This window comes from Pararhizobium sp. O133, assembly GCF_051669845.1.
In the GTDB taxonomy this organism is placed as follows: Bacteria; Pseudomonadota; Alphaproteobacteria; order Rhizobiales; family Rhizobiaceae; genus Pararhizobium.
Genome location: NZ_CP196426.1, coordinates 3774068 through 3789111, shown reverse-complemented (window position 1 = coordinate 3789111; position 15044 = coordinate 3774068). Strand labels below are relative to the sequence as shown.

General features: G+C 61.3%; 17 protein-coding genes and 1 tRNA gene. 6 read left to right on the top strand and 12 right to left on the bottom strand.

Annotated features, from left to right (window positions below; genetic code table 11):
• Positions 1–28: 28 nt before the first annotated feature.
• On the bottom strand, positions 29–376 hold the full coding sequence (locus tag ACST81_RS18305; RefSeq protein WP_438749659.1) for a cupin domain-containing protein: 348 nt from the start codon (positions 374–376) through the stop codon (positions 29–31).
• A gap of 137 nt (positions 377–513) precedes the next feature.
• Between ACST81_RS18305 and ACST81_RS18300 the strand changes: the two genes are divergently transcribed.
• Positions 514–1434, top strand: a complete 921-nt coding sequence (locus ACST81_RS18300) for a LysR substrate-binding domain-containing protein (protein ID WP_438749658.1) — start codon at positions 514–516, stop codon at positions 1432–1434.
• Positions 1435–1613: 179 nt separating this feature from the next.
• Here the strand turns inward: ACST81_RS18300 and ACST81_RS18295 are convergent, their stop codons facing one another.
• Both ACST81_RS18295 and ACST81_RS18290 read right to left on the bottom strand, forming a co-directional pair.
• Positions 1614–2033 carry a hypothetical protein gene (locus ACST81_RS18295; protein ID WP_438749657.1) on the bottom strand — a complete coding sequence of 140 codons (420 nt, stop codon included), beginning with the start codon at positions 2031–2033 and terminating at the stop codon, positions 1614–1616.
• A 195-nt stretch (positions 2034–2228) separates the two neighbouring features.
• Positions 2229–2744 (bottom strand): hypothetical protein, encoded by a 516-nt coding sequence (locus ACST81_RS18290; protein WP_438749655.1) that lies wholly within the window; start codon positions 2742–2744, stop codon positions 2229–2231.
• A 267-nt stretch (positions 2745–3011) separates the two neighbouring features.
• Here ACST81_RS18290 and ACST81_RS18285 point away from each other — a divergent pair.
• The 3 genes from ACST81_RS18285 to ACST81_RS18275 all read left to right on the top strand — a co-directional run bounded on the left by ACST81_RS18285 (position 3012) and on the right by ACST81_RS18275 (position 4132).
• A tRNA-Pro gene (locus ACST81_RS18285) sits at positions 3012–3088 on the top strand.
• A 286-nt stretch (positions 3089–3374) separates the two neighbouring features.
• Positions 3375–3854: a DUF2938 domain-containing protein gene (locus tag ACST81_RS18280; RefSeq protein ID WP_438749653.1), complete on the top strand. Its 480-nt coding sequence runs from the start codon at positions 3375–3377 to the stop codon at positions 3852–3854.
• A gap of 32 nt (positions 3855–3886) precedes the next feature.
• Positions 3887–4132 carry a hypothetical protein gene (locus ACST81_RS18275; RefSeq protein ID WP_438749652.1) on the top strand — a complete coding sequence of 82 codons (246 nt, stop codon included), beginning with the start codon at positions 3887–3889 and terminating at the stop codon, positions 4130–4132.
• Between the two features lie 88 nt (positions 4133–4220).
• Here ACST81_RS18275 and cysN read toward each other — a convergent pair whose 3' ends face one another.
• From cysN to ACST81_RS18260, 3 genes are read right to left on the bottom strand one after another with little or no spacing between them, the layout of a single operon-like run.
• Positions 4221–5717 (bottom strand): sulfate adenylyltransferase subunit CysN, encoded by a 1497-nt coding sequence (cysN, locus tag ACST81_RS18270; RefSeq protein WP_438749651.1) that lies wholly within the window; start codon positions 5715–5717, stop codon positions 4221–4223.
• 1 nt (position 5718) lies between these two features.
• Positions 5719–6672 carry a sulfate adenylyltransferase subunit CysD gene (gene cysD, locus ACST81_RS18265; protein ID WP_438749649.1) on the bottom strand — a complete coding sequence of 318 codons (954 nt, stop codon included), beginning with the start codon at positions 6670–6672 and terminating at the stop codon, positions 5719–5721.
• Positions 6673–6718: 46 nt separating this feature from the next.
• Positions 6719–7489, bottom strand: a complete 771-nt coding sequence (locus ACST81_RS18260; protein WP_438749648.1) for a phosphoadenylyl-sulfate reductase — start codon at positions 7487–7489, stop codon at positions 6719–6721.
• Positions 7490–7777: 288 nt separating this feature from the next.
• Here ACST81_RS18260 and ACST81_RS18255 point away from each other — a divergent pair, with 288 nt between their 5' ends.
• Together ACST81_RS18255 and ACST81_RS18250 are read left to right on the top strand one after the other, a co-directional pair.
• Complete coding sequence (locus tag ACST81_RS18255; RefSeq protein WP_438749647.1) at positions 7778–8050, top strand: YlcI/YnfO family protein; 273 nt, start codon at positions 7778–7780, stop codon at positions 8048–8050.
• Complete coding sequence (locus ACST81_RS18250) at positions 8047–8346, top strand: type II toxin-antitoxin system RelE/ParE family toxin (protein WP_438749646.1); 300 nt, start codon at positions 8047–8049, stop codon at positions 8344–8346. The genes ACST81_RS18255 and ACST81_RS18250 overlap by 4 nt, the downstream gene beginning before the upstream one ends.
• 61 nt (positions 8347–8407) lie before the next feature.
• Here ACST81_RS18250 and betA read toward each other — a convergent pair whose 3' ends face one another.
• The 6 genes from betA to ACST81_RS18220 all read right to left on the bottom strand — a co-directional run bounded on the left by betA (position 8408) and on the right by ACST81_RS18220 (position 14972).
• A complete protein-coding gene (gene betA / locus ACST81_RS18245; protein WP_438749644.1) occupies positions 8408–10057 on the bottom strand; it encodes a choline dehydrogenase in 1650 nt (549 codons plus the stop codon).
• A 273-nt stretch (positions 10058–10330) separates the two neighbouring features.
• Entirely contained in the window at positions 10331–11794 is a 1464-nt protein-coding gene (gene betB / locus ACST81_RS18240; RefSeq protein WP_438749643.1) for a betaine-aldehyde dehydrogenase, read from the bottom strand.
• On the bottom strand, positions 11791–12648 hold the full coding sequence (locus ACST81_RS18235; RefSeq protein WP_438749642.1) for a tetratricopeptide repeat protein: 858 nt from the start codon (positions 12646–12648) through the stop codon (positions 11791–11793). The genes betB and ACST81_RS18235 overlap by 4 nt, the downstream gene beginning before the upstream one ends.
• Before the next feature lie 2 nt (positions 12649–12650).
• On the bottom strand, positions 12651–14180 hold the full coding sequence (gene betC, locus ACST81_RS18230; RefSeq protein ID WP_438749641.1) for a choline-sulfatase: 1530 nt from the start codon (positions 14178–14180) through the stop codon (positions 12651–12653).
• Positions 14177–14803, bottom strand: a complete 627-nt coding sequence (gene betI, locus ACST81_RS18225; protein WP_438749640.1) for a transcriptional regulator BetI — start codon at positions 14801–14803, stop codon at positions 14177–14179. The genes betC and betI overlap by 4 nt, the downstream gene beginning before the upstream one ends.
• A gap of 43 nt (positions 14804–14846) precedes the next feature.
• The gene (locus tag ACST81_RS18220; protein WP_438749639.1) at positions 14847–14972 is read right to left on the bottom strand and encodes a hypothetical protein; all 126 of its coding nucleotides are present in this window, start codon (positions 14970–14972) and stop codon (positions 14847–14849) included.
• Positions 14973–15044: the final 72 nt, after the last annotated feature.

Below are 15044 nucleotides of genomic sequence, written 5' to 3'. Positions count from 1 at the left end.
AATTGAGCATGTGACCCTGCGGCGCAGGCTACGTGAACATGAGGAAGATGAGTGCGCCGTTGCGGCTCCCGGCAATGTGGTTCGCCTTCGGCTCGCGGACGACGAAGTCGCCTTTTCCATACGTCTGGTTCTGGTCGTAGAAATCTCCCTCCAGCACGAGGAGATGTTCCATGCGATCATGCGAATGGCTTCCGGCGTAGGCGCCCGGCTCGACCTTGATGATGTAGGCCTGGCGCCCGTCCTCGGCGTTGAGCAGTTCCTTCGCAAGAAACCCCTCACCGCCGCCATCGCCCCAAGGCAGAGCTGCGCTCGCCACGACGTGGAAAATTTCTTGCGCGGGGCGATCGCCCGACGCCGGCTGCATTAACTCAGACATCACATCCCCTTTGCCAGCAGTTTTTTGCCGTGCTTGTGACCTTATTACAGCGCCCGTAATGCAAAGCGTCAACGCGAATTCGCCTCACCTTGACATAACCGTGGATTATCGGAAACATACACGACGAGGAGTTTTCCATGACAAAGTTCCGCACGCGGCTGCCCCCGTTCGCCGCTCTCATCGCTTTCGAAGCGGCTGCCAGGTTGAAGAGTTTCACCGGCGCCGCCAACGAGTTGGGCGTCAGTCAGCCGGCCGTCACGCGGCAGATCCGCGACTTCGAGAACATGATCGGCGCACCGCTTTTCGATCGGCTCCACCGCTCTGTCGAACTCACCGAGCGTGGCAGAGAACTTGCACAAACGTTGACACGCAGCCTTGAGGAGATCGCGGGCTCGGTCGAGCGCCTGCGCGTTAACCGGACAACCGTCGAGCTCAAGATCACATCCTATGTTTCGTTCTCCAGCCTCTGGCTCGTGCCGCGGATCATGCAGTTTGGGGAAAACCATCCCGATGTCAGATTCCATACGGTGAGCCAGCATCGTGGCGCGGAGTTGCAGATGGGCTCCGTCGATGTCGCGCTGCGATATGGCCAGGGCGGATGGACCGATGGCGAGGTGTATTACCTGTTTCATGACCGGCTGTTCCCGGTCTGCAGCCCCGATTATCTGGCGAGGTACGGAGGCGAAATCCGGTTGGAGGATCTCTGGCGCCACAAGATCATTGATTGCGACAACCACGGTGAATGGCCGGACTGGTCGCAGTTCATGGCGTATCACGATGTCCATGGCGAGCGGCTGAACATCGCGCATCATTATACCTATTACACGGACGCGCTGGTCGCCGCGATCGCCGGTCATGGCATTCTGATGGGTTGGCAGTCGCATGTCAGTGACAAGATTGCCGCCGGACAGCTCGTGCGCTTCCTGCCTCACACCATGCCGAGCACGGACGGCCACTACCTGGTCGTGAAGAATGAGCGGAAGAACCTTCCCGTCATCAAATCGCTGATCAAATGGCTTCAGGAGGAAAGCCGACCTTACGTGCAGATGCCGATGTGATCGAGGCGAACAAAGTCGTCGTTCAACGTTTTTCGCATGATCCTCGCCCTGAATGATCGCGACAGCATCACCTGACGTCTGCTGTCGGGAAGCATTTTTGGCCCTCTGATGCGTTTTGCCAAAAAAACCTGCCGATCTGCACCGACAGGTCCATCAATCCAATCAAATCGTCAAACGACTTACTTCGCCTTCTCGGCCTTTTCGCCACCCAAAAACTCGTCGCACCAGCTCGGGCCGGACGACTTCTTGACGTCGCCGAGCACGTGGATGGAGCGGATGACGTAGTCGGAGGAGACGGTCAGCTGGACGGAGCAGGAGAGGAATTCGGTGCGGGCAGAGGCGATCTTCTTGCCCTTCTTGCCGTTTTCGCCTTCGGCGTACTGCGCCGGGATCGTGCGCTTCTTGTAGCCGCCCTTCCAGGCATAGACCGTGTTGTCGCCGCTCGAGACATCGGACTGCGGCGGGCCGAACTGGGCGAAGAAGGTGCCGGCCGGCTGGCCATTCCAGCGGGATTCAACGGCGTTGCGGGCGGGTCCCACGGTCGTGCAGCCGGCAAGTGCCAGCGCAAGGCCGGCCACGGTCATCAAGCGGAAATTCATCTGTCCAAGTCCCTTTGGCGTTCGTTCTGAAACATCGGTCTGCCAAGGCGGCGTAATCGCTTGTGGCCAAGGCTTTTCAACCCAGCCTCTAGCGCTAAACCGTTTGAAAGAAAATCGGGTCAAGCACTTATATGAAGGGTTGCGCGCTTAAATTCACAAGCGTTGCCGAAAGGCCCCACGGGCAGGGATTTCCGACTACTTGGTCACCTCGAGGACCTCGGCGCAGCGTGACAGGCTCAGCCCTTCGCCGGTTGTGTCGTTGCTGGCGCGGATGCTGGTGATCCGGTCGTCCTCGCCGGCGCTGATCTGTACCTCGCAGAACAGGTCTTCCGTACGCGCCGGCGAGATCATGCGCGGGGTATTGTCGGAAAAGCCAATCGAGGTGCGGGTCGTCGTCGTCACCTGCTCGTCGCCATCGTCGGAGGTGCGGGTGACGGTGCGCGTCTTCGTGCGGGCGAAATCATCGTCGTCATTGTCTGATGTCGCATATTGCGCCGGGATATAGTTGGTCTTCTCGCCGCCGCGCCAGGTGTAGATCGTGCCGCCGTCGCGGGTCGGGAAGTCGTTGACCGGCGGTCCGTAGCGGGTAAAGAAGGCGTCGGCCGGCTGGCCGATCCAGCGCGACTGGATGGCGGTGTTGGCCTCCTCGGTGGTGGTGCAGCCGGCAAGCATCGAAAGCGCTGCCGCCAGCATCGTCAAACGGTATGTCATGGTCATCCCCTCGTGTCGCCCGGCCGCGCGGCACAATCGCGTCCTGGCCTTGCTCATTTGTCCCCGGGCCGCACTGAACCAAGGGATGTTGACCCCGTCAAGCGTTGTCCAACAAAATCAAATGCTTCATCCCCATCTGCGATATGGGCATACGCCGCGCGGCAGCAAATTCCGGCCGCTCGAAAACTTTTCCGCCGGGGTCTCATATTTTTGCCTTTTGCGGCTTGTGGAAAGGAAAATGCTGTTCTATAGAGGCCCCGCTGGTCACGGAGTGTAGCGCAGCCTGGTAGCGCACGTCGTTCGGGACGACGGGGTCGGAGGTTCGAATCCTCTCACTCCGACCAGCTAAAATCTGTCCAGCCCGGAGACATAGGTACCATGTTGTACCTAAGACATGGGTGACAACCACGTGCCGGTCAGGGCGCGAAATTCCCGAAAATCGCATTTTTCCCATGAAGCCTTTGCCTTCGAACCTTGCGCCGAAACTCCCTGTATCGCGTCACCGCCTTCCTTGACCGAAAAACCGAACATGCACTACAACGTCTGGCGCCTGCATTCCTGCGGGCTTCCGTTTTTTGCGTGTTCGCATGTCCGGCGATCATGCTGTCCGAGCAGACAGGAACCCGTGCCATGTTCGATATCTTCTGGCGCTGCGTGGCGATTGGTATTGGCGGCACGGTGCTGATGGACCTCTGGGCCATCCTGCTGTCCTTCCTGCCGGGGCAGAGCAAGCCGAATTGGGCGCCGGTCGGCCGCTGGTTCTGGCATCTGCGCAACGGCAAGGTGTTCCATGAGGATATCGGCAAGGCCGAGCCGTATGAACATGAGCTGGCGCTCGGATGGATCGGCCATTATGCCGTCGGCATCATCTACGGTTTCCTGCCGCTGGTGATCGCCGGCACCGGCTGGCTTGCGGCACCGACCTTCCTGCCGGCATGGATCATCGGCATTGTCACGGTCGGGGCAGGGTGGTTCCTGTTGCAGCCAGGACTCGGCATCGGCTGGGCAGCGTCGAAAACACCGAACCCCACAAAGGTCCGCGTCCTCAATCTCGTCGCCCACACGGTCTTTGCCGTCGGCATGTACTGGACGGCGCTGCTCGTCCGCTAAGGTCGCGCCACTGGCTTCATAAGGACCTCTCTTTGAAGAAGATCGACGATCTCATCGCCTCCGTCACCAGCATTCACGATCGCTACAGAGCGGGCCGGATGGAACGGGAAACGGTGCGCGAATGGGTGCTCGGCCTCGGCTTCTATCCGCCGCCCTATGCCGCGCCGCTGCAAGAGGCCGCCGCCTGGTTCCGGCCGATCCACAAGATTGAGCCGGACACGCTGAAGGCGGATGACCTGGCAAGATTGAAGGCGATCATCGAGGGCGGTCGGACGTAGGCTGACGTCCGTCCAGGAGAAACCCTTTGCCAGAAAGAAAAAGGGGCCAAATGGCCCCTTTCCCATAACTACAGCCTTGCACATCCATTCAGATGTCGATCGCGGCGTCCTTGAAGATGTCCGCGGCCTCGGTCGAGGTCATGCGGCGCACTTCGGTTTCGTCGCGGCGGCGGGAGAAGAGTTCGGTTGCCATCAGCTGGTCGGCAAGGTCGGCCGGCAGTGAGAGGAGAACACGCGCTTCTTCCGAGCGGATGCCGGTCAGTGTCGAGCGCTTGGCGGTAATCATGCCGCCGGCGACCGTGTTGTGGGTGTCGGCATCGATCAGGATGAAGGCGCCGGTCGTGCGGTTCTGGTCGTAGGCGTCGAACACAGCCTGTTCGTCGAAGGACAGGTGAACCTTGCCGATCGCGTTCATCGCCAGAGCGCCGTCCTGCGGGCTCCAGCTGCCGGTCTTCAGGTCGAGCTGGCTCACCGGATTGACGCTGACGCGCTGGCGGCGCGCGCCGCTTTTCAGCCAGTAGCGGCGGCCGGGCTGGATGCCCTCCGGCTGCAGCGAGACGAGCTGGGCGTCGAAATCGAGGCCGACCTGCGGCTGGCTGTCGATCGAGACGATCATGTCGCCACGCGCGACATCGACCTGGCGGTCGAGAACCAGCGTGATCGCATCGCCCGAAACGGCGGCGTTGCGCACGAGGTCGAAGGTGATGATCTTGGCGACATTGGCGACCATGCCGGACGGCAGGATGACGACCGAGTCGCCAGGCTTGACCGAGCCGCCGGCAACCGTACCCTGATAGCCACGGAAGCTTTCGCCCGGACGCGAGACGCGCTGCACCGGCAGGCGGAAGCCGACGGTCTGGGTCGAGCGAACAGTCGCCAGTTCCAGCGCTTCGACCAGTGTCTGGCCATCATACCAGGGCATCGAGGCCTTGCCGTCATAGACGACGTTTTCGCCCTTCAGCGCCGACATCGGGATGGCGGTGATCTGGCGAACACCGAGCGACAGCGCCAGTTCGCGGAAGTCGTGGGTGATCTGCTCGAAACGGGCACGGTCATAGCCGACGAGGTCGAACTTGTTGACGGCGAGGACAAACTGCTTGATGCCCATCAGCGAGGCGATGGTCGCATGGCGGCGGGTCTGCTCGAGCAGGCCGGTGCGGGCGTCGACCAGCAGCACGGCGAGATCGGCGGTCGAGGCGCCGGTAGCCATGTTGCGGGTATACTGCTCGTGACCGGGCGTGTCGGCGACGATGAAGGAGCGCTTGTCGGTGGCGAAATAGCGATAGGCGACATCGATGGTGATGCCCTGTTCGCGCTCGGCCTGGAGGCCATCGAGCAGCAGCGCGAAATCAGGCAGGCCGAGATCGTTCTGCTTGCCTGAGTCACGTCGCAGGGTCGCCGCCTGGTCTTCCTTGACGGCCTTGGTGTCCCAGAGCAGGCGGCCGATCAGGGTCGACTTGCCGTCGTCCACCGAGCCGCAGGTAATAAGGCGCAAGGGCCGCGTATCGCGGGAGACGACGGCGGTCCGGGCGTCCGGCAGGGCGGTTGCCACGGAGGCGGCGAGTGCTGTTACGCTTGCGGTCATCTCAGAAATATCCTTCACGCTTCTTCTTTTCCATCGAGCCGGACTGGTCGCGGTCGATGGCCCGGCCCTGACGCTCGGACACGGTTGCAATTTCGAGTTCGGCGATGACTTCGTCGAGCGTCTTGGCCTGCGAGCGGATGGCGCCCGTCAGCGGCCAGCAGCCGAGCGTGCGGAAGCGGATGTCGTCTTCCTGGACCATTTCGCCCGGCAGCGGCTCGAAGCGGCGATCCTCGGCCCAGACCAGCATGCCGTCGCGCTCGACGAATTTCCGCTTGGCGGCGTAGTAGAGCGGCACCAGCGGAATGTCTTCCGCCTGGATGTAACGCCAGATATCGACTTCGGTCCAGTTCGACAGCGGGAAGGCGCGCACGCTTTCGCCGCGGCGGATCATGCCGTTATAGACGTTCCAGAGTTCCGGGCGCTGGTTGCGCGGATCCCATTTGTGGTCCGGCGTGCGGAACGAATAGATGCGCTCCTTGGCACGGCTGGCTTCCTCGTCGCGCCGCGCGCCGCCAAAGGCCGCGTCATACTTGCCGGCGTCGAGCGCCTGGCGCAGCGCCTCGGTCTTCATGATGTCCGTATAGAGCGCCGAACCGTGGGTGAACGGCGTGATGTTTTCAGTCGCGCCGCGCGGGTTCTTGTGCTCGATCAGGTCGAGATCATAGCGCTTGGCGATCTCGTCTCGGAACGTGATCATCTCCGGGAATTTCCAGCCCGTGTTGACGTGCAGCAGCGGGAAGGGCACGCGGCCGGGATAGAAGGCCTTGCGGGCGAGATGCAGGAGGACGGAGGAGTCCTTGCCGATCGAATAGAGCATGACCGGCTTGTCGAACTCGGCGGCCACTTCGCGGAAGATGTGGATCGCTTCGTTTTCGAGCGCCTTCAGATGCGGATCGAGCGGCGTCTTGGCCGACTGGGGATTATGCAGTTCCGTTTCCGGAAGGGTACTGGGCATTTCAAGTCTCCGGGAGAAGGTCTGGTTGGCGGGCAGTCCGCGCGGATCAACGCGCAATGCTGCTTGCCAGAATGGAAGATTGCGGAAGGGCCGAGGCAGCGGTTTCCGGCACATGCAGGCCGCATTCGCGCTTCTCGTCATTTTCCCACCACCAGCGGCCGGCCCGTTCGGGCTCGCCCGGCTTGATGGCGCGGGTGCAGGGCTCGCAGCCGATCGAAGGGTAACCGCGCGCATGCAACGGATTGACCGGAATTTCTTCCGCCGCGACATGGGCGTGGATCGTCTCGATGTCCCAGTCCGCAAGCGGATTGATCTTGATCAGGCCACGGTCGAGATCAGCCTCGGCGAACGGCGTGTCGGCGCGATTGCCCGACTGGCCGCGACGCAGGCCGGTGATCCAGAAGGTTGCCCCTTCGAGTGCGCGCGCAAGGGGCTTTACCTTGCGCGCGCCACAACAGGCATGCCTGGCTTCGACGCTGTCGTAGAAGCCGTTCATGCCGTATTTTGCGGCGTAGGCATCGATATCGTCCTGCTCGGGGTAAAAGCGCTTGATGAGAATGCCGTAGGTCTCTTCGGTCTTGTCGATCAGCGCCACTGTCTCGTTGAACAGGCGGCCGGTTTCCAGCGTCGAGACGTCGATGCCGAACTTGCCGATACCGATCGCGGCGGTAATGACCTGATCCTCGATGCCAAGGCTGGTGGTGAAAACCGATTTTCCCTCAAGCGACGCAACGAGCGCCAGCCGACCGGAAAGATCGAGGCTTTCGAGTTGGCTGTTGAGCGCTTGGGCGCGGTTTTCAAGCGATGCGGATGTCATGGGGAGGATATCCTGATTTTCGTATGCCGGAATATCGCAGTCATGTGTGACAAAAGACAGAAAAACGGATTTCTAATGTCAGCGGATCAGAGCAAATATCTCTCCGCACGGCAAAAATCGCAGAATAGTGGGTGAAAAGGCGCGATTTATGCCTAAATCTATAATTTTTGTAGTTTATCTGTGCGTCTTTCATTGTGATCCGCGTAGCGAGCGGGTTGCGCTGTTTCGTTGAAACGGTCGCCTGTTTTTGATATCGTGCATCGCAATTGCAACGCGCGAGGCACGGTTATGAAAACTGCGACACTTCCTTCGCTCAGGGTCGATCCTGAATTGAGAGCCGCCGCCGAAGGCGTGCTGCAAAAGGGCGAGACACTGTCCGCCTTCGTGGAAAATGCCGTCAAGGCGCAGGTTCATTATCGAAAAACACAGGCTGAATTTATCGCCCGCGGCCTTGCATCCCGCGAAGAGGCCAAGCGCACCGGAATTTACTACAGCGCCGAAGAGGTGCTGGCTCACCTGGAAAACAAACTTGCGGCGGCTAAACTGAAGCAGGGCAAATGAGTTACAGTCTTCGGTTCTCCAAGCAGGCGCTGGATGATCTTGACAGACATTACGATTATCTTTTGGCGTTCGATGTCGAAATTGCCGGTCGCGCGACGACGGCCATTCGAAAGGCGTTGGCCGCTCTCGTGGACTTTCCATTTTCCGCCCGCAAGGCAGATGCGGATAACACCTTCTTGCGCGAATTGGTCATCCCCTTCGGATCGTCGGGCTATGTCGCGCTCTTCGAAATCGAAGATGCCGAAACGATCACCATTCTGGCCGTCCGCCATCAGCGCGAAGAGGATTACCACTGAGCCCTATACGAAGGACCGATGATAGAATTCCTATGGGTTCCCTTCATCAGTCTCCTTGGCCTTACCGATCGCTCGTCTCCCAGCGCGGGTTGATCCAGGGCTCCTGATTGCTGCGCGCCAGCATGCCCTTGCCGAGGATATGATCGGCGGCCTTTTCGCCGGTCATGATCGAGGGGCCGTTGAGGTTGCCGTAGGTCACATGCGGGAAGATCGAACTGTCGGCGACACGCAGGCCGTCAACGCCGATGACGCGGGTCTGCGGATCGACGACCGCCATCGGATCGTTCTTGTCGCCCATCCGGCAGGTGCCGCAGGGATGATAGGCGCTTTCCAGGTGCTCGCGCAGGAAGGCGTCGATCTGGTCGTCGGTCTGCACCGCTTCGCCCGGTTGGATTTCCGGACCGCGATACGGGTCGAAGGCCTTCTGCCCGAAGATCTCGCGGGTGAGGCGCACGCAGTGGCGGAATTTTTCCCAGTCTTCCGGATGGCTCATATAGTTGAACCTGATCACCGGATCGGCCTTCGCGTCCGGCGAGCGAAGCGTCACATCGCCGCGCGATTTCGAGTGGTTGTAGCCGACATGGACCTGGAAACCATGGCTCTTCGCTGCCGCCTTACCATCGTAGGAAATGGCGACCGGTAGGAAGTGATACTGGATGTCCGGCTGGCGCACGCCCGGTGCCGAGCGCAGGAAGGCGCAGGATTCAAACTGGTTGGAAATGCCGAGCCCCGACTTGGTGAACAGCCATTGCGCGCCGGCAACGCCTTGCCAGAACCAGGGCAGCCAGGAATAGAGCGAGACGGGCTTCAACGAAACCTGCTGGAAATAGAATTCCATATGGTCCTGCAGATTGGCGCCGACACCCGGCCGGTCGACCTTCACCTCGATGCCCATGTCTTTCAGGTGCGCCCCCGGGCCGATACCCGACAGCATCAGCAGTTTCGGCGAATTGAACGAGGAAGCGGAGACGATGACCTCGCGGTTGGCCTTCACCACCTCGATCCGACCAGTCCGCTCGATCTCGACGCCGACGGCGCGGCCGTTCTCGATCACCACCTTGCGTGCAAAGCAGCGCAGCAGTCGGACGTTCGGGCGCTTCAGGGCAGGGCGCAGGTAAGCCGATGCCGTCGACCAGCGCCGGCCGTTGTAGACCGTCTGCTCCATCAGGCCGAAACCTTCCTGCTTGGAACCGTTATAGTCGTCGGTCATTTCGAAGCCGGCCTGGTGGCCCGCCTCGACGAAAGCCCGAAACAGCGGGTTTTTGAACGAGCCGCGCCGCACATGCATCGGCCCGTCGGAACCGCGCCAGCCCTCTTCGCCGCCCGTGGAATTTTCCATGCGCTTGAAATAGGGCAGCACATCCGCATAACCCCATCCTTGCGCGCCGGAGGCCTCCCACTTGCCGTAATCCTCGGCGGAGCCGCGCACATAGACCATGCCGTTGATTGATGACGACCCGCCGATCACTTTTCCCCGGGGGGCCGTGATCCGCCGGTTGTTGAGGTTCGGCTCGGGCTCGGAAAGATAACCCCAGTTGTAGCGGCTCATGCTCATCGGCCAGGCCAGCGCCGCCGGCATCTGGATAAACGGCCCGATATCCGATCCGCCATACTCCAACACCAGCACGGTATTCTTCCCGTCTTCGGACAGGCGGTATGCGAGTGCCGATCCGGCAGAGCCGGAGCCGATGATGATGTAATCTGCCTGCATGAAATTCCCCTTGGGTTCTTTACGGAACCGCTAAATGAACTTCGGTGGGTGGCATCGAACCCCTCACCAACTTCGGCCAAGGGTTCGCTGCGCTTACCCGGCCTTCGTATCCTCTCCCGCAAGGGGAGAGGTAAACTCGCGGCACTGCCTTGCCTCGATCAAGACTGAGCTTGTGGCACCCTACCTCTCCCCTTGCGGGAGAGGATAGGAAGTCCCCAAGAGCCGAAGGCGATTGGCTGGACGAACTTGGTGAGGGGGTATCCCTCAATGCATTTAGTAAGGCGCCTCGACCTTCCCCATCGCAACATAGACGCTCTTCAGCTCCGTGTAGTGGTTGAGTGCCGCCAACGAATTTTCCCGGCCGAAACCCGATTGCTTCGAGCCGCCAAAGGGCACTTCCACCGGGGCGAGGTTGTAGGTGTTGATCCAGAGCGTGCCGGCTTCCAACTGGTCAACGACGCGGTGGGCGCGGGTGAGGTCGGATGTGAAGACGCCGGCGGAGAGGCCGAGTTCGCTGGAATTCGCCCGCGCGATCACCTCTTCCTCATTGTCGAAATCAAGAACGCACATCACAGGCCCGAAGATCTCCTCACGCGCGATGGTCATGTCGTCGGTGACATCGGCAAAGACGGTCGGCTGGATATAGGTGCCTTGCGCCGAGACGCTGTTCGGAATGCCGCCGCCGGTAACGAGCGTCGCGCCTTCCGCCTTGCCCTTTTCGATATAGGAGAAGACCTTGTCGAGCTGCGCGCGCGACACCATCGGGCCGAGCTGCGTCGCCTCGTCCATCGGATCACCGATGACGATCGCCTCGGTGCGCTCCTTCAGGCGCGCGAGGAACCGGTCCTTGATGCCCTTCTGGACGAAGACACGGGTGCCGTTCGAGCAGACCTGGCCGGTCGAATAAAAATTGCCGAGCATGGCGCCGCCGATGGCGCTTTCGAGGTCGGCATCGTCGAAGACGATCAGCGGCGACTTGCCGCCGAGTTCCATGGTCACATGCTTGAGGCCGGCGGCGGCAGCACCCGCCACCTTGCGGCCGGTCTCCACCGAGCCGGTCAGCGACACCTTGGCGACGTCCTTGTGGTTGACCAAGAGCGGCCCGGTCGAACGATCGCCCTGAATGACGTTGTAGAGCCCCTTCGGCAGGCCGGCCTCGATCAGGATCTCGGCGATCTTCAAGGCGCCGAGCGGCGTGTTTTCCGACGGCTTGAAAACCATGGAATTGCCGGCGATGAGGGCCGGCGCCCCCTTCCAGCAGGCGATCTGCTGCGGATAGTTCCAGGCGCCGATGCCGACGCAGACGCCGAGCGGCACGCGCTTGGTAAAGGCGAAATCGCCGCCGAGCGGGATATAGTCTCCATTCAGCGCCGCCGCCGCCACGCCGCCGAAGAATTCGAAGGCATCTGCGCCGGAGGTCGGGTCGGCGACGATAGTTTCCTGGATGGGCTTGCCGGTGTCGAGCGTCTCGAGCTCCGAAAGTTCGCGATTACGTTCGCGCATGATGTCGGCGGCGCGCTTGAGGATGCGACCGCGCGCCGTCGGGCTCATCGCGGCCCACTCGCGCTGCGCGCGTTTGGCGCTGGCGATCGCCTTCTCGACGATGGCCGGCGTCGCGGCATGCAGCCGGGCGATGACTTCGCCGGTCGCCGGATAGATGCTCTCGAAGACGGTACCGTCGATGTCCTCGACGTATTCGCCATCGATGAAGTGGGAGGCTTTGGGTTGGGCTCTCATGGCGCTTCCTTTTTCAGGGCATTCGGTCTGTCGGCTTCGTAGGCCTGACGGAATTGTTCGAGTAAGGTGGGGCGACGCTGCCAGGCCTTTCTGAAAGCGTCCAGATAGATCGCAGCGGCGTCCTTGCTGCCGAAGGTGATCATGTCGGTCTGCGGCGGGCGCGGCCATCGGTCAGCCTTCGCGGCGGTGGAAAGCAGCGGCAGGAGGTAACGATTGTTCTCCCCGATCGCAGCGAAATGGGCGGCAAAGTCGATCTTCTTGCGCGTGGCGATATCGACAAGCAGCCGCGTCGCGATAAAGTCCAGTGACCAGTCGTCGGGATAGTCCACAAACAGCAGCTTACAGGCGCCGTAGTCGCCGTCCTCCGCCGCGATCCTCATCAGAAGCATGCGAATGCCCTGGTTGTCGTTTGGGTTGAGCTTCAGCAGCGTCTGGAAGACCGATATCGCCTCCTGCCGGTCGCCGGCTTCGAGCAGGGCAAGGCCGAGATTGTGCTGTGCGCGCATCCACGGCCGGGTGCCTATGAAGCTCCACCACCCGGCCTCCTCAGCGTCCTGTCCGGCGGTTTCCGCGATGTACGGCGCAAACTGCCGCTCACCGATCCTGACAGCTTCGCGGAAGAGCGCGATCCGTTCCGCATGGGTGGCGGCGTGGATGCCGAGGAGGTTGTAGGCGTCCAGTGCGTCGAGATCCAGGTCGAGCGCCTGCCGTGCGAACTTGATCCGCTTTGCGAGCGTATCCGCGTCCCATGCATTGTCGACGATCTCGTCGGCGGGGCTGTCCATGCAGGGGCCCAAAAAATCGTTCGAATAAACAGACTTGCGCATACCGTCCGTCTTGCGGGATTTCGACATGGTCACTCCCCTCTCGGAAAGCGTTTGGACTCTTCGAGATTGTCGAGGTTCATATGGTTGCGCATGTAGCGTTCGGATGCCTTTTGCAGCGGCTGGTGGTCCCATGGGTAATAGGCGCCGTTGCGCAGGGCCTCGTAGACCACCCATCGGCGCGCCTGACTTTCGCGCACGGCCGCGTCGAAGGCTTCCATGTCCCAGCGGCTATCACGCATCGCCTGGAAGGCGCGCAGCGTCGAGGCATGAGCAGGCACGCCGGCAAGGTTGGTCCGTTCCTGCGGGTCAGCTTCGAGATCGTAGAGTTGGTCCGGATCGAGCGCGCAGTGAACATATTTCCACTTGCCCTCGCGAATGCCGACGAGCGGCGCATAGGACCCCTCGGCCGCATATTCCATCACGACGGGGGCGACGCGCTCGGCGCCGTTGATCACCGGCACCAGGCTTTCGCCATCGGTCCACGGCATGATCTCGTCCATGGAAATGCCGGCGAGGTCGCACAGCGTCGGCGCGACATCGAGATTGGAAACCGGCGCCAGATGCAGGCCGGGCGCCACGCCGGGGCCGGCGACCATCAGCGGCACGCGGGCCGAACCCTCGAAGAAGTTCATCTTAAACCAGAGACCACGCTCACCCAGCATGTCGCCATGGTCCGAGCAGAACAGGATCAGCGTGTCGTCGAGCATCCGGGTGCGCGTCAGCGTATCGACGAGTTCGCCGACCTTTTCATCGAGATAGGAAATATTGGCGAAATAGGCCTGGCGCGAGCGCTTAACATTCTCTTCCGTGACGGAAAAGTTCTGGTAGTCGCAGGCATGAATCAGGCGCTGCGAATGCGGGTCCTGTTCGGCCAGCGGAATATCGCCCACCTCCGGCAGGAGCTGGTCGCAGTCGTTGTAGAGGTCCCAGAATTTGCGGCGCGCGACATAGGGGTCGTGCGGATGTGTGAAGGACACGGTCAACGCCCACGGACGGCGGGCCTCGTCGCCATGTTCGCGGCTCAGATGATAGAGCTTCTGGTTGGCGAGGAAGGCCACCTCGTCGTCATATTCCATCTGGTTGGTGATCTCGGCCACGCCGGCGCCGGTGACGGAGCCGAGATTGTGATACCACCAGTCGATGCGCTCGCCCGGCTTGCGATAATCCGGCGTCCAGCCGAAATCGGCTGGGTAGATATCCGTCGTCAGACGTTCCTCGAACCCGTGCAACTGGTCCGGCCCGACGAAATGCATCTTGCCCGACAGTGCCGTGTAATAGCCAGCGCGGCGAAGGTGATGCGCATAGGTCGGGATCGAGGAAATGTACTCGGCGGCATTGTCATAGACCTGCGTGCGGCTCGGCAGCTGGCCGGCCATGAACGAGGCGCGGGCAGGGGCACAGAGAGGCGAGGACGTGTAATTGTTGCGGAACCGCGCCGACCGCTTGGCCAGCGCCTTGATGTGCGGCGCGTGCAGAAAGTCGGCCGGGCCATCGGGGAAGAACGTCCCGTTCAGCTGATCGACCATGATGATGAGGATATTGGGCTTCTGCGCGCTCACGGCGTCGGTCCTTTGGTTTTCTGCATGGAAATGATTTGGTTTGAAACAAGCCGCAGATGCGCCGTCACATAGTCTTCCACCAGCGCGATCGAAGCGTCGATGCTGACGGGGGCGGATTTCAGGCCCTGCCGCAGGTAGAGCCCATCGATCATCGCGGAGGCGCCTTCGGCGATCCGGGCGGCATCGGCAAGCGGGCAGAGCGCGCGCAGGCTTGCCAGGAAATTCGAGCGCAGCCGGCGAGCATAAACGACCAGCAGCCGGCGGGTTTCTTCAGAGCGCTGGGCCTCCGAATAAAACGCAAGCCAGGCGGCAACCGTCTCCGGCGCGAATTGATGCGCCTGGAAATTCACCCGGATCACCGCCGACAGTTTTTCCCGCGGGGTCGCTGCATCGCGAAGCGCCGCGACCGCATCGGCCCGCAACTGCCGAAGCAGGCTGCGGATGGTCTCAAGAACGAGCTGTTCCTTGGAGCCGAAATAATGATGCGCGAGCGCCGCCGAAACGCCGGCATGGCGGGCGATTTCTGACATGGTGACGGTCAGCGACCCATGATCGCCCACGGCCCGCAACGTCGCATCCACCAGCGCCTTCCGGCGCACCGGTTCCATCCCGACCTTCGGCATTCGAAAACTCCCTATTGCACGCAGCTTATTTTTGATTGATCCATCAATCAATAAAAATATTGGGCGGATCTGGGAAAGTTTGGCCGGTCGAGAGGAACGTATCGAGACCTTCTGCTGCGAAGGCTGCCAAGATGACGCTTTCAAAACAAAACGGGCTGAACTCCATCATGGGGTTCAGCCCGTCTTTGCATGATCCCGAAGCGTCTGGCCGCGGTCGGGTACGCTCATGCGGACGCTCTGC